Origin of the sequence: Streptomyces nojiriensis (assembly GCF_017639205.1) — a bacterium.
In the GTDB taxonomy this organism is placed as follows: domain Bacteria; phylum Actinomycetota; class Actinomycetes; order Streptomycetales; family Streptomycetaceae; genus Streptomyces; species Streptomyces nojiriensis.
Genome location: NZ_CP071139.1, coordinates 7,133,664 through 7,147,406 on the forward strand (window position 1 = coordinate 7,133,664; position 13,743 = coordinate 7,147,406).

Here is a 13,743-nt window from a genome sequence, read left to right on the forward strand (position 1 = left end):
ATGCCCGACATGACGACCGAGAGTACGCAGGACGACGCCACCGCCCGGTTCCTGGCCGCCCGGGACTTCCTGCTGGAACGCCGCGGCGACTACGAGGCCGCCCACGCCGGATTCACCTGGCCCCGCCCCCACCGCTTCAACTGGGCCCTGGACTGGTTCGACCACATCGCCGCCGGCAACGACGCCGACGCCCTGCGCATCGTCGAGGAGGACGGCACCAGCCAGGGCCTCACCTTCGCGGAGCTCGCCGTACGGTCGGGCGCCGCCGCCAACTGGCTGCGCGAGCAGGGCGTCGCGCCCGGCGACCGGATCCTGGTCATGCTCGGCAACCAGCGCGAGCTGTGGGAGGTGATGCTCGGCGCGATGAAGCTGCGCGCCGTCGTCATCCCCGCCACCCCGCTGCTCGGCCCGGCCGACCTGCGCGACCGGGTCGAACGCGGCCAGGTGCGCCACGTCATCGCGCGGGCCCTGGACACCCCCAAGTTCGACGAGGTGCCGGGCGGCTACACCCGGATCGCTGCCGGGGACGAGGTCCCCGACGGCTGGCTGAGGCTGGCGGACACGGCGGGCGCCGACGGCGATTTCACACCGGACGGCGAGACCCTCGCCACCGACCCGCTCATGCTGTACTTCACCTCCGGCACCACCGACCGCCCCAAGCTCGTCGAGCACACGCACGCCTCGTACCCCATCGGGCACCTCTCCACCATGTACTGGCTCGGGCTGCGCCCCGGCGACGTGCACCTCAACATCGCGTCGCCCGGCTGGGCCAAGCACGCCTGGTCCAACCTCTTCGCCCCGTGGAACGCCGGAGCGACCGTCTTCGTCCACAACTACACCCGCTTCGACGCCGAGCGGCTGATGGCCGAGATGGACCGGCACGGCGTGACCACATTCTGCGCCCCGCCCACCGTGTGGCGGATGCTGATCCAGTCCGACCTCACCAAGCTGGCCCGGCCCCCGCGCGAGGCGGTCGCTGCCGGGGAGCCGCTGAACCCGGAGGTCATCGAGCGGGTCCGCGCGGCCTGGGGCGTCACCATCCGCGACGGCTTCGGCCAGACCGAGACCACCCTCCAGGTGGGGAACTTCCCCGGGGCGCCCGTCAAGCCCGGCTCCATGGGCCGGCCCGCCCCCGGCTACGAGATCGTCCTGCTGGACCCGGTCACCGGCAAGGAGTCCCCCGACGAGGGCGAGCTCTGCGTGGACCTGCGCACCCGGCCCGCCGGGGTGACGACCGGCTACCGCGACGATCCGCAGCGCACGGCCGAGGCCATGGCGGACGGGCTCTACCGCACCGGTGACATCGCCGCGCGCGACGCCGACGGGTACCTCACCTACGTCGGGCGCTCCGACGACGTCTTCAAGGCCTCGGACTACAAGATCAGCCCGTTCGAGCTGGAGAGCGCCCTGCTGGAGCACGAGGCGGTGGCCGAGGCCGCCGTCGTCCCGGCCCCGGACGCGCTGCGGCTGGCGGTCCCGAAGGCGTACGTCACCCTCGCGGGCGGCTGGGAGCCCGGACCGGAGACGGCCCGGGTGCTGTTCGAGCACTCCCGCGCCGTGCTGTCCCCGTACAAGCGGATCCGGTGCATCGAGTTCGCCGAGCTCCCGAAGACCGTGTCCGGCAAGATCCGCCGGGTGGAGCTGCGGGAGCTCACCGCGGCCGGGTCGGCGGGGGAGTACCACGAGGCCGACCTGGACTGAGGGGAGCGCCCACGGGCTGCCGCGTCCGCGCAGCAGCCCGTACGGGAGTATCCGCGGAGGGCGTACGGGAGTACTACGCGGGCAGGTGCGCCTCGATCGCGGCGATGACCTCGGGGGCCTCCGGCTCGGTGCGCGGGCGGAAGCGCGCCACGACCTCGCCGGCGGGGGAGATCAGGAACTTCTCGAAGTTCCACTGGATGTCCCCGGCCTCGCCGTCCGCGTCCGGGGTCTTCACCAGCTCCGCGTAGAGCGGGTGCCGGTTCTCGCCGTTGACCTCGGACTTCTCCAGGATCGGGAAGGTGACGCCGAAACCGGCCGCGCAGAAGGTCTGGATGTCCTCGGCGTTGCCGGGCTCCTGCTCACCGAACTGGTTGCAGGGCACGCCGATGACCGTGAAGCCCTTCTCCTCGTACGTGAACTGCAGGCGGGCCAGCCCCGAGTACTGGGGGGTGAGCCCGCACTGCGAGGCGGTGTTCACCAGGAGGATCGCCTTGCCCTTGTGGGCGGCGAGGCTGGTGGGCTCGTCGGACAGCGTGGTCAGCGGGATGTCGTACAGGCTCATCGGGCTCTCCTGGGCAGGAAGTAGGCAATGCCTCCGAGCTTAGGGGGTCGCTCGGCGATGCTGCCGGGGCGACCCGTTCCCGGAGTGCCTACGCGTCCGGGCCCACCAGCGCGTCCGCCGGGTCGTTGACCGGCTGTGGCATGCCCGTCAGGTCCATGACGAAGAGCGGTATCCCGAGATCGTCCGCGCGGGCCCGGGCCTCCTCCGTGTATCCGGCGAGCGCGAAGTACACGCTGGTCGCGGACGCCGTGAGCCCGTTCAGCCAGACGCACTCCACCGCCCGCAGCCCGGCCGGTGCCGTGGTCGGGTCCACCTGGGCGACCAGGCCCGGAGCCCGCAGGTCCACGGTCGCCGCCGGGATCGGGCGCCCGTCGGGCTGCCGTACGTCCCGGAAGCCGAGCCAGCGCAGGTACAGCGCGGCCGTGGCCACCGCGTCGCGGGCCGTACGGATGGTCACCGGCCGGAACGCGGGCCGCGGGACCGGTGCGGACGGCGGCGGCGGGATGTGCGCCGGACCCCCGCCCACGGCTCCGCCGCCAGATCCGCCAGGTCCGCCAGGTCCGCCCGGATCCGGCCGGGCGGCCGCCGAAGGCGAGCCCGCGCGGACCCCGGCCGGACCCGCCGGCGTCCCCGTGCCCTCCGGCGGGTGGACCGGAATGAGCACCACCGTCCCGCACCCACCGCACCCCAGCTCGGGATGGGGCCACTCGCTCTCCCGCCCGCACGTCGTGCAGCGCACCGTCACCCAGGTGTCCGTCCACGTCCGGTGGGTCAGCGGAACCGGCGGCGCCGCCAGGTCCAGCGGGGGATGGACCGGGCTTCCGCAGGCGCAGGGGAAGACCGGGGCGGTGTAGCCGTTCTCGCGCAGGCACGCCGGGCAGCGCACCGGTACCGCTTCCGCCATGAGACCTGGACCCCCTCCGTCGCTGTGCGTAGGTCCATGCTCCACCACCGGCGACCGCCGGGGGGAGGCCGCACTCCTTTTCCGGGGGTTTCCTGCCGGCGCATCGGTGATTTGTACAAGTCGCCGACCGAGATGCGGCTTTTGGTGGCTTCCGAGGTCCCCCACCGCCTTGACGTCGCAGGAGTCGCCGCTTAGTTTGTTCCGTATAGCAGAACAAAACTTCCGGATGACGGAAAAGCCTGACCGCCAGACCCGCAGGAGAACTCGATGCCTCGTATGACAGCCGCCGCCGCTGCAGTGGAGATCCTCAAGCTCGAGGGTGTCGAACAAACGTTCGGTGTCCCCGGTGCTGCGATCAACCCGTTCTACCGAGAGCTCAAGAACGTGGGCGGCATCGCGCACACGCTGGCTCGCCACGTCGAGGGCGCGTCGCACATGGCCGAGGGCTACACCCGCGCCAAGGCGGGCAACATCGGCGTCTGCATCGGTACGTCGGGTCCGGCCGGCACCGACATGATCACCGGCCTGTACTCGGCGATCGCGGACTCGATCCCGATCCTGTGCATCACCGGTCAGGCTCCGGTCTCGAAGCTCCACAAGGAGGACTTCCAGGCCGTCGACATCGCCTCGATCGCCAAGCCGGTCACCAAGAAGGCCACGACCGTCCTGGAGGCCGCGCAGGTCCCGGGCGTGTTCCAGGAGGCCTTCCACCTCATGCGCTCCGGCCGTCCGGGCCCGGTCCTCATCGACCTCCCGATCGACGTCCAGCTGACCGAGATCGAGTTCGACCCGGCCACCTACGCGCCGCTGCCGGTCTACAAGCCGCAGGCCACCCGCGCCCAGGCCGCCAAGGCCCTGCAGTTCCTGCTGGAGTCGGAGCGCCCGCTGATCGTCGCCGGCGGCGGCATCATCAACGCCGACGCGTCCGACCTGCTGGTCGAGTTCGCCGAGCTGGTGAACGTCCCCGTCATCTCCACCCTGATGGGCTGGGGCACCATCCCGGACGACCACGAGCTGGCCGCCGGCATGGTCGGTGTCCAGACCGCGCACCGCTACGGCAACGCGACGTTCCTGGAGTCGGACTTCGTCTTCGGCATCGGCAACCGCTGGGCCAACCGTCACACCGGCTACAACCTGGACGCCTACACCAAGGGCCGCAAGTTCGTCCACGTCGACATCGAGCCCACGCAGCTCGGCAAGATCTTCGCCCCGGACTTCGGCATCGCCTCCGACGCCAAGGCCGCGCTGGAGCTCTTCATCGAGATCGCCAAGGAGCTCAAGGCCGAGGGCAAGCTGCCGGACTTCTCCGCCTGGGCCGCCTCGGCGCAGGACCGCAAGGCGACCCTGCAGCGCCGTACGCACTTCGACAACATCCCCCTGAAGCCGCAGCGCGTCTACGAGGAGATGAACAAGGCGTTCGGTCCCGAGACCCGCTACGTCACCACGATCGGCCTCTCCCAGATCGCCGCGGCGCAGTTCCTGCACGTCTACCGCCCGCGCAACTGGATCAACTGCGGCCAGGCCGGCCCGCTCGGCTGGACCATCCCGGCCGCCATCGGTGCCGCCACCGCGGAGCCGGAGACCCCGATCGTCGCGCTGTCCGGCGACTACGACTTCCAGTTCATGATCGAGGAGCTGGCGGTCGCCGCCCAGCACAAGGTCCCCTACGTCCACGTCCTCGTGAACAACGCCTACCTGGGTCTGATCCGCCAGGCGCAGGGTGGCCTCGGCATCAACTTCGAGGTCAACCTCGAGTTCGAGAACATCAACACCCCCGAGCTGGGCGTCTACGGCGTCGACCACGTCAAGGTCGCCGAGGGCCTGGGCGTCAAGGCCATCCGCGTCACCGACCCGGACAAGCTGGGCGAGGCCTTCGAGGAGGCCAAGAAGCTGGCCCAGGAGTTCCAGGTCCCGGTCGTCGTCGAGGCGATCCTGGAGCGCATCACCAACATCGCGATGAGCAAGACGGTCGACATGAGCGACGTCACCGAGTTCGAAGAGCTCGCGACCGAGCCGGGCCACGCCCCGACCGCGATCAAGGCCCTGCAGGTCTGATCACCCCGCACCACCCGGCGGCCCCCGCCCCTCCGCGAGGAGGGCGGGGGCCGCTCCGCGTTCCGGCGCCGCCGGGCCCGTACGGCGGCGTCCGTTCGGGGCTTCGTCACGTGTGTCGACCGCCGGCTGCCCCTGCGGGCGGCCCGGCGGAGGACACTGACCGGTGCTCCGCCGCTGCCGCGGGGGACGGTGGAGAACGAGGTGGACGGGGTGGCGGAGGCTTCGACGGGCGGGAATGACCGTGACGGCGACGGCTCCGTCGAAGCCGATGTCGAGCGCGGCGGATACCGGCAGGAGCTGAAGCGCACGCTGGGCTCCTTCCAGGTGTTCGCGATCTCGTTCGCCTTCATCTCGGTGGCGGTCGGCGTCTTCGGGACCTACGACGAAGTACTCCGAACCGCGGGACCGGTGGGGATCTGGCTCTGGCTGATCGCCGCGGTGGGGCAGACCCTGGTGGCGCTGGTGGTCGCCCAGTTCGCGGCCCGCATCCCGCTCAGCGGCTCCTCCTACCAATGGGCCTCACGGCTGGCCGACCCGCGGACCGGCTGGTGGTTCGGCTGGCTGACCTTCTGCTTCCTGGCGATCGCCGTCGTGGCGATCGACAACGCCCTGGCGAGCCAGTCGTTCATGCCGCTCGCCGGCATCGCGGCGGACGAGGACACCGCGCGTGTGATCACGCTCGTGGTGCTGCTCGTCCAGGCCGTCGTCGCCATCGCCTCGACACGCCTGGTCAGCTGGATCAACTCGGTGGCGGTGGGGCTGGAAGTGGCCCTCGTCGTGGTGGTGACGATCGCGCTCCTCATCGCCGTGGCGGTCACGGGCGACGGCTCGGCGGCCAATCTCACCTCGCGCGGGGTCGCCGCGCACGCGCCCGGCTACTTCGCAGTCGGCGGCGGGCTGATGCTGGCGATGATCATGGGTCTCGCCACCCTCGTGGGCTTCGACTCCGCCGCGAACCTGGCGGAGGAGGCCAAGGACCCCCACCGCAGCGTCCCGCGCGCGATCGTGGGGTCGGTCGTCGCCGCGGGAATCCTCGGCATGCTCTTCCTGATCGCGCTGACCGTCGCGATCGAGGACGTCCCGCGGATCAGCGCCGACGGGTCGCCGGTCGCGGCGATCATGCGCGAGAACCTCGGTCCGGCCGCGGAGAAGGTGCTGCTCGTCGCGATCTCGTTCGCGTTCTTCGGCGCCGGGATCGTGGTGATGGTCTCCTGCTCGCGGCTGGTCTACGCGATGTCGCGCGACGCGCGCTTCCCCGCGCACCGGGTGATGCGGCGGGTGAACACCCGTACGCAGACGCCGGTCCCGGCGACCCTGCTGATCCTCGCGCTCGGACTCGTCCTGATGGTGGCGCTGCCCGGCGCCGCACTGCTGGAGCTGATCACGGCGTCGACGATCCTCCCGGCCGTCATCTACGGCGCGACGATCGTCCTCTACCTGGCCGTGCGCGGCCGCCTGGGCCGCCGTCCGGGCGCCTTCGACCTCGGACGCCTGGAGCTGCCGGTCGCGCTCTGCGCGCTGGTCTGGACCCTGCTCGCGCTGTTCGTCCTGGTGACGCCGCGGGAGGCACTGGTCCCCGTCGTGATCGTGGCCGGCCTGCTCCTCCTGGGCGGGCTGTTCTTCCTCGGCATGCTGGTGTTCGACCGCGAGGCGCTGGACACCGAACCCGGCGAGGACGTCTTCCGCGAGGGCCGTTGAGGAGCGTTCCCGTCCAGGGCCGGAGTCCTGCCCGGACACGACAAAGCGCCGAGTCACGGGACCGTCCGTGACTCGGCGCTCTGGTTTGTTACCGCCCGACGGTGCGAGGCTGGCGCGACAGGACGTTCGCACCGCCGGGCGGAGCAGGAGGCTCCTTCGCTTCGTGCAGGGGGCTCTGTGCGTAGCCCCTGTACGGAGGAGGAGTTGGCTGGGACCGTGGCGAACGGCGACGAGAACTCCGGCGTCGTCTCCCTCAGGTCAAGAGACGGGCCTCGGAACCCATTACCACCGCACTGGCTCGCACGCTCGCCACGGTCCTCGTCCTGCCCTCACCGTGTACCACCCCTCATCCGGGTCCACGGGTCGGGCTGAGCACCCGGGGCCTGACCTCCCGTCAGGCCCCCGGTACAACTGGGTGGCTCAGGCGTCGCGCAGGGCGCGGACGGCCTCCTCGACGCGCTTGCCGTAGTCGGCGTCGGCGGCGTGGAAGTGAGCCAGGTTCTTCTCGATGACGTCTTCCAGGGTGACCTGGGACAGGCCGCCGGCGATGTTCGCCACCAGACGCTGCTTCTCGGCCTCCGACATCAGCCGGTAGAGCTCACCGGCCTGGAAGAAGTCGTCGTCCTTGGTGTGGGCCGGGGCCGCGTGGGTGCCCGTGTAGCCGGAGACGGCCTTCGGGGCGCCCAGCGCCAGACCGGTCTCGGCCGGACCCTGGTACGAGTTGGGCTCGTAGTTCTTGTCGTGGCGCGAGCCGTTGCGCAGCGCCATGACACCGTCGCGGCCGTAGTTGTCGGCCTTCGTCGCCTTCGGGGCGTTGACCGGCAGCACGGTGTGGTTCACACCGAGGCGGTAGCGCTGGGCGTCGGCGTACGCGAAGAGACGGCCCTGGAGCATCTTGTCCGGCGAGGCGGTGATGCCCGGGACGAAGTTGTTCGGGGAGAAGGCGGACTGCTCGACCTCGGCGAAGACGTTGTCCGGGTTGCGGTCGAGGACCAGACGGCCCACGCGCTGCAGCGGGTAGTCGCTGTGCGGCCACACCTTGGTGAGGTCGAACGGGTTGAAGCGGTAGTCCGCGGCCTCGGCGGCCGGCATGATCTGCACGTACAGGGTCCACGAGGGGTTCACACCGCGCTCGATGGCCTGCAGCAGGTCGGTCTGGTGCGAGTTCGCGTCCTTGCCGACGAGCTCGGCGGCCTGCTCGCCCGACAGGCAGCGGATGCCCTGGTTCGTCTTGAAGTGGTACTTGACGAAGAAGGCCTCGCCCGACTCGTTGGTCCACTGGTACGTGTGGGAGCCGTAGCCGTTCATGTGACGGTACGACGCCGGGATGCCGCGGTCACCCATGAGCCAGGTGATCTGGTGCGTCGCCTCGGGGGCGTGCGCCCAGAAGTCCCAGACGTTGTCCGGCTCCTGCTTGCCCGTGAAGGGGTCGCGCTTCTGGGAGTGGATGAAGTCGGGGAACTTGATCGGGTCCTTGATGAAGAACACCGGGGTGTTGTTGCCGACGAGGTCGTAGTTGCCCTCTTCGGTGTAGAACTTGAGCGCGAAGCCGCGCGGGTCGCGGACCGCGTCCGCGCCGCCGAGCGAGTCGGCGACGGTGGAGAACCGCAGGAAGGTCTCGGTCTTCTTGCCGACCGTGTTCAGGAACGCGGCGCTGGTGTACGCGGTGACGTCGTCGGTCACCTCGAAGTAGCCGTACGCGGCCGAGCCGCGGGCGTGCACCACGCGCTCCGGGATGCGCTCACGGTTGAAGCGGGCGAGCTTCTCCAGGAGCTGCTGGTCCTGGACCAGGAGCGGGCCACCGACGCCGGCGGTGGCGGAGTTCTGATTGTCGGCGACCGGGGCGCCGGACTCGGTCGTCAGCGTGCGCTTCGACATGGTGACCTTCCGTACGGGGTAACTGCTGACGGAAAGCGTCTTCCGTCATGCGGAACAGCCTAATTTCGGCGAGAACTAAACGTCAACAGTTTGTTGAACGAAGTTGAAGAGTGAGTGGTGATCCGGACGGCGCCGGCGCTTGGGCGCGACAGGACAGGTGTCAGCGCCGGCGCCATCCGGAAACTCAGGTCCCCCGCGAGAGGGGGAGTGCTCAGATCTGAGCGCCGGAGAGGCGCTCGACGGCACGGAGCAGGGCCGAGTGGTCCAGGCCGCCGTCACCCTGGGCGCGCAGCGAGGCGACCAGCTGGGCGACGACCGCGCCGACCGGAAGGGCCGCACCGACGTTGCGGGCGGCGTCGGTGACGATGCCCATGTCCTTGTGGTGCAGGTCGATCCGGAAGCCGGGCTTGAAGTCGCGGTTCAGGAAGTTGTCCTTCTTGCGGGTCAGCACCGTGGAGCCGGCCAGGCCGCCGTTGAGGACGTCCAGGGCGGCCTGCAGGTTCACGCCGGACTTCTCGAGGAAGACGACGGCCTCGGCGCACGCCTGGATGTTCACCGCGACGATGAGCTGGTTGGCGGCCTTCACGGTCTGGCCGGAGCCGTGCGGACCGCACAGGACGATGACCTTGCCGAGGGCCTCGAGGATGGGCAGGGCCTCGTCGAAGTCGGCCTGCTCGCCACCCACCATGATCGACAGGACGGCCTCGATGGCGCCGGCCTCGCCGCCGGACACCGGGGCGTCGATGACGCGGATGCCCTTGGCGGCGGCGTTCTTCGCGAGGTCGACCGAGGTCTGCGGGGTGATCGACGACATGTCGATGATCAGCGCGCCGGACTTCGCGTTCTCCAGGATGCCGTTCTCACCGTAGGAGATGGCCTCGACCTGCGGGGAGGCGGGCACCATCGTGATGATGACGTCGGCGTCCGCCACGGCCTCGGCGATCGAGCCGGCCGCGCTGCCGCCGGCGGCGGCCAGACGGTCCAGCTTGTCCTGCTCCAGGGTGAAGCCGGTGACCGAGTAGCCGGCCTTCAGGAGGTTCTCGGCCATGGGGGAGCCCATGATTCCGAGACCGATCCAGGCGATCTTGGGGAGGTTGCTCATGATGAGGGTCCTTCTCTTAATGCTTTGTACGAAAAGTTCGTGAAGTGCCTGGCTGATCGCCCGGACTTGGTCCGCCTACTTCGCGGCGCGGGCCTCGGCCGGCAGCCATGCGAAGGAAGCGGCAGCGTCGGCGGCCTTGTACTCCAGGCCTACGTAGCCCTCGTACCCGGCCTTCTTCAGCTGGTCGAGCAGCTCCTCCAGGGGCAGCTCGCCGGTGCCGGGGGCACCGCGTCCCGGCTTGTCCGCGATCTGGACGTGCCCGGTCTTGGCGGCGTACTTTTCGATGACCTCGGAGAGGTCCTCATCGTTCATCGCCAGGTGGTACAGGTCGAGCAGGAACTTGGCGTTGCCGAGGCCGGTGGCCTCGTTCACCTTGTCCACGACCTCGATGCCGGCCGGTGCGCTCACCAGGGGGTAGAGCGGCGACTCGGGCTTGTTGAGGGTCTCGATCAGGAGGATCGCGCCGACGCGGTCCGCGGCCTGGGCCGCCACGACCAGGTTCTTCAGGGCGAGCTCGTCCTGAACGGCCGGCTCCACGCCTTCGACGCGGTTGCCGTAGAGGGCGTTCAGCGCCTTGCAGCCGACCGAGGCCGCGAAGTCCGCGGCCACGTTGATGTTGGCGTTGAAGCGCTCCGACTCCGCACCGGGCACCGAGACCGCGCCGCGGTCCGGACCCGGCAGTTGGCCGGCGTAGAAGTTCAGTCCCACCAGCTGGGTGCCGGCGTCCTCGAGAGCCTTCTTGAGGGCGTCGAGCTCCTCCTGTGCGGGGGTGGGGGTCTCGATCCAGGGCCACCACAGCTCGACCGCCGTGAAGCCCGCCGCGGCGGCGGCCGCGGGGCGCTCCAGGAGCGGGAGTTCCGTGAAGAGGATCGACAGGTTCACATCGAAGCGCTGGTCCGTGTATCCCATGAGGGGTGTGCGCTCCTTCCGTATTGCGGAAGTTATTTTCTGCTTGATGGAAGACTGCATGGGGTTCTGCGTGGATGTCAAGTGCGGACTGCCGAAAAATCCAGACCGCGGGGTAGCTTGACGGCGTGCGATTGAGAGTGGAGTTCACGACCGAGCCCTTCGATCTGGAAGAGGCTCCTGCCCATGCCGTGGCGGCCCGCGAGGTCATCCAGAAGGCCCAGCTGGACGCGGTGGACGTCGGCCCGTTCGGCAACACCGCCGAGGGTGAGGCCGACCGGGTGCTGGCCGCGGTGGGGGCACTGCTGCGCGACTCCCTGGAGGCCGGCGCCACGCGCGTCTCGCTCCAGGTCAATGTGATCGGGGAGGAGGTCTCATGACCGAGCCCCGCGACCACCCCTTCGTCGCAGCGGTCAAGCCGCTGGTGGACGCCATGGGCGGTGAGCTGATGGATCCCGCCCTGGCGCAGCCCGACGACGTCGTGCTCACCTGGGAGGGACAGGACCTGCTGGCCGTGCGCCTGCCGCAGCTCTCGGACTCGCTGGACCACATCCTGGCGGCCCTGGAGCGGCGGTACGGCGTACCGTTGGCGCAGCTCGACCGGAAGTCCAAGCAGGACGTCGTACGGATACTGGAGGCGCGGGGCGCCTTCTCCGTACGGCACGGCGTGGAAACGGTCGCGGGCGCTCTGGGTGTCAGCCGCTTCACCGTCTACAACTACCTGAACCGGGATTCGGGCACCCCGAAGGGGCGGGCAAGAGCAGCCGGGAGTGAATGCAGCCTGACTCACGGTGACGAGCCGCCGCCCAATTCACCCGGGCGGCGGCTTTTGTGTACGGGAAGTTTCAACAAAGTGTTGACGCCGTGTTGTCGAGGGCGTTAGCTATGCGCAGCCCGTCAAAGCAACAACAGGCCACGGAGGCCTACCGTGACTTCGAGTCCGACCCCGGGTCTCACCCGGTTCAACGCCTTGGACGACAGCGCGGCCACGGCCGAGCTGCACGAGGTGTGCGCCAGCTCGGCGTGGGGGAGCAAGATGCTCGCCCAGCGCCCCTTCGCCACCGCAGAGTCCCTGTTCGCCGCGAACGAAGCCGCCATGGCGGAGCTCACCGCGGACGACCTGGGCGAAGCGATGGGAGGCCACGCGCCGATCGGCCGGCCGAAGCCGGGAGACCCGACCTCCGCCCGCGAGCAGCGTGGCATGGCCGGTGCCTCGGAGGAGCTCAAGAACGAGCTCCTCGAACTGAACCTGGCCTACCAGGACAAGTTCGGCCACGTCTTCCTCATCTGCGCCACCGGTGCGACCGGTGAGTTCATGCGTGACGCGGTCAAGGTCCGGATCGACAACTCGCCGGAGCAGGAGCGGGAGATCGCCCGCGGCGAGCTCGTCAAGATCAACAAGATCCGCCTCACCCGCCTCGTCGAACTCGCAGAAGGAGCGTGACCATGAGCACCGAGACCATCGCGTCGGTGTCCACGCACATCCTGGACACCAGCATCGGCAAGCCCGCCGAGGGCGTCGCCATCTCCCTGTCGGCCCGCACGGGCCTGCGCGGCGAGTGGGCGGCCCTGGGCGGCTCCGCCACCGATGCGGACGGGCGCTGCAAGGACCTGCCGGCGCTGCCGGAGGGCACCACACACGTGCGTCTCGATTTCGAGACCGAGACGTACTTCGAGAAGAAGCAAGCCGAGGCGCAGCAGGACGCCCCCCGCGTAAGGGACAGCGGTGCGTTCTTCCCCGAGGTCACCATCACCTTTGCGGTGAACCCGGGCGAGCACTACCACGTACCGCTGCTGCTCAACCCGTTCGGCTACTCCGTTTACCGAGGGAGCTAGCATGGCCACGATTCTGGGCCAGAACCAGTACGGCAAAGCAGAGAACCGCGTCGTCAAGATCACGCGGGACGGCGACACGCACCACATCAAGGACCTGAACGTCTCGGTCGCCCTCTCCGGCGACATGGACGACGTCCACTACTCCGGCTCGAACGCCAACTGCCTTCCGACGGACACCACCAAGAACACGGTGTACGCGTTCGCCAAGGAGTACGGCATCGAGTCCGCCGAGCAGTTCGGCATCCACCTGGCGCGCTGGTTCGTCACCAGCCAGGAGCCGATCAAGCGCGCGCGCATCCGGATCGAGGAGTACGCCTGGGACCGGATCGCCACCTCGGACGCCAACTCCAAGTTCATCGGCTCCGACGAGGTGAACCACTCCTTCGTCCGCCAGGGCATGGAGACCCGCGTCACCCAGATCACGTACGACGGTACGAACTGGGAGGTCATCTCCGGCCTCAAGGACCTCGTCGTCATGAACTCCACGAACTCCGAGTTCTGGGGTTACGTGAAGGACAAGTACACGACGCTGAGGGAGGCCTACGACCGCATCCTGGCCACCCAGGTGTCGGCTCGCTGGCGCTTCAACTGGTCGGACGACGAGCAGCGGATGCCCAACTGGGAGAAGTCCTACGCCGAGGTCCGCAAGCACATGCTGCAGGCCTTCGCGGAGACCTACTCCCTGTCGCTGCAGCAGACCCTGTACCAGATGGGTTCGCGCATCATCAACCACCGTTCGGAGATCGACGAGGTCCGCTTCTCGCTCCCGAACAAGCACCACTTCCTGGTCGACCTGGAGCCCTTCGGCCTCAAGAACGACAACGAGGTGTACTTCGCCGCGGACCGTCCGTACGGTCTGATCGAGGCCACTGTTCTCCGGGACGGCGTCGACGCCCGTATCCCCGTGGACATGACCAACCTCTGACGCGGCACGCGCGTCCCGGGGCTCCGCAGTGGCCCCGGGACCGCGCGACACCCCCAAGCTTCCTGAATCGGCACCCGGACGTATCACACGGGGCGGCAGTACTGTCAGCTGTCAAGGCCCCCGGCTCCGGCACTCAAATCTCCTGGGCCTTGCCGTGCCCGCACCGCCACTGAAAG

The 13,743-nt window shown here is 69.3% G+C and carries 13 protein-coding genes and 1 pseudogene; 9 read left to right on the forward strand and 5 right to left on the reverse strand.

Translation table 11 applies throughout. The annotated features are described in order from the left end of the window. Nucleotides 1-9 precede the first annotated feature (9 nt). Nucleotides 10-1,701: an AMP-binding protein gene (locus tag JYK04_RS33005; RefSeq protein WP_229875826.1), complete on the forward strand. Its 1,692-nt coding sequence runs from the start codon at nt 10-12 to the stop codon at nt 1,699-1,701. A 73-nt stretch (nt 1,702-1,774) separates the two neighbouring features. On the opposite strand, the gene JYK04_RS33010 is transcribed toward JYK04_RS33005, so the two are convergent. Then, entirely contained in the window at nt 1,775-2,263 is a 489-nt protein-coding gene (locus JYK04_RS33010; protein WP_030011748.1) for a glutathione peroxidase, read from the reverse strand. A gap of 88 nt (nt 2,264-2,351) precedes the next feature. Next, complete coding sequence (locus JYK04_RS33015; protein ID WP_229875911.1) at nt 2,352-3,008, reverse strand: hypothetical protein; 657 nt, start codon at nt 3,006-3,008, stop codon at nt 2,352-2,354. On the opposite strand from JYK04_RS33015, the gene JYK04_RS41535 reads away from it, so the two are divergent. From JYK04_RS41535 to JYK04_RS33025, 3 genes are all read left to right on the forward strand, one after another. Next, the gene (locus JYK04_RS41535) at nt 2,920-3,117 is read left to right on the forward strand and encodes a hypothetical protein (RefSeq protein WP_229875950.1); all 198 of its coding nucleotides are present in this window, start codon (nt 2,920-2,922) and stop codon (nt 3,115-3,117) included. The two genes, JYK04_RS33015 and JYK04_RS41535, sit on opposite strands and share 89 nt — an antisense overlap. Before the next feature lie 317 nt (nt 3,118-3,434). Continuing rightward, a complete protein-coding gene (gene gcl, locus JYK04_RS33020; RefSeq protein WP_189740572.1) occupies nt 3,435-5,222 on the forward strand; it encodes a glyoxylate carboligase in 1,788 nt (595 codons plus the stop codon). A gap of 210 nt (nt 5,223-5,432) precedes the next feature. Next, nucleotides 5,433-6,920, forward strand: a complete 1,488-nt coding sequence (locus tag JYK04_RS33025; RefSeq protein ID WP_189740575.1) for an APC family permease — start codon at nt 5,433-5,435, stop codon at nt 6,918-6,920. A 420-nt stretch (nt 6,921-7,340) separates the two neighbouring features. On the opposite strand, the gene JYK04_RS33030 is transcribed toward JYK04_RS33025, so the two are convergent. From JYK04_RS33030 to JYK04_RS33040, 3 genes are all read right to left on the reverse strand, one after another. Beyond that, nucleotides 7,341-8,798: a catalase gene (locus JYK04_RS33030; protein ID WP_189740578.1), complete on the reverse strand. Its 1,458-nt coding sequence runs from the start codon at nt 8,796-8,798 to the stop codon at nt 7,341-7,343. Between the two features lie 211 nt (nt 8,799-9,009). Beyond that, nucleotides 9,010-9,900 (reverse strand): 2-hydroxy-3-oxopropionate reductase, encoded by an 891-nt coding sequence (locus JYK04_RS33035; protein WP_189740581.1) that lies wholly within the window; start codon nt 9,898-9,900, stop codon nt 9,010-9,012. A 75-nt stretch (nt 9,901-9,975) separates the two neighbouring features. Continuing rightward, nucleotides 9,976-10,809, reverse strand: a complete 834-nt coding sequence (locus JYK04_RS33040; protein ID WP_189740584.1) for a TIM barrel protein — start codon at nt 10,807-10,809, stop codon at nt 9,976-9,978. Nucleotides 10,810-10,934: 125 nt separating this feature from the next. Between JYK04_RS33040 and JYK04_RS33045 the strand changes: the two genes are divergently transcribed. The 5 genes and pseudogenes from JYK04_RS33045 to pucL all read left to right on the forward strand — a co-directional run bounded on the left by JYK04_RS33045 (nt 10,935) and on the right by pucL (nt 13,567). Continuing rightward, nucleotides 10,935-11,186 carry a thiamine-binding protein gene (locus JYK04_RS33045; protein ID WP_150260218.1) on the forward strand — a complete coding sequence of 84 codons (252 nt, stop codon included), beginning with the start codon at nt 10,935-10,937 and terminating at the stop codon, nt 11,184-11,186. Continuing rightward, nucleotides 11,183-11,542: pseudogene (locus tag JYK04_RS33050) on the forward strand (helix-turn-helix domain-containing protein); the annotation flags it as partial. The gene JYK04_RS33045 and the pseudogene JYK04_RS33050, both read left to right, overlap by 4 nt. 192 nt (nt 11,543-11,734) lie before the next feature. Continuing rightward, nucleotides 11,735-12,250, forward strand: coding sequence for a 2-oxo-4-hydroxy-4-carboxy-5-ureidoimidazoline decarboxylase (uraD, locus tag JYK04_RS33055; protein ID WP_189740590.1), 516 nt, complete (start codon nt 11,735-11,737; stop codon nt 12,248-12,250). A gap of 2 nt (nt 12,251-12,252) precedes the next feature. Next, the gene (gene uraH, locus JYK04_RS33060) at nt 12,253-12,642 is read left to right on the forward strand and encodes a hydroxyisourate hydrolase (RefSeq protein ID WP_189740593.1); all 390 of its coding nucleotides are present in this window, start codon (nt 12,253-12,255) and stop codon (nt 12,640-12,642) included. Nucleotide 12,643: 1 nt separating this feature from the next. After that, entirely contained in the window at nt 12,644-13,567 is a 924-nt protein-coding gene (pucL, locus tag JYK04_RS33065) for a factor-independent urate hydroxylase (RefSeq protein WP_189740596.1), read from the forward strand. The last annotated feature ends 176 nt before the right edge of the window (nt 13,568-13,743 follow it).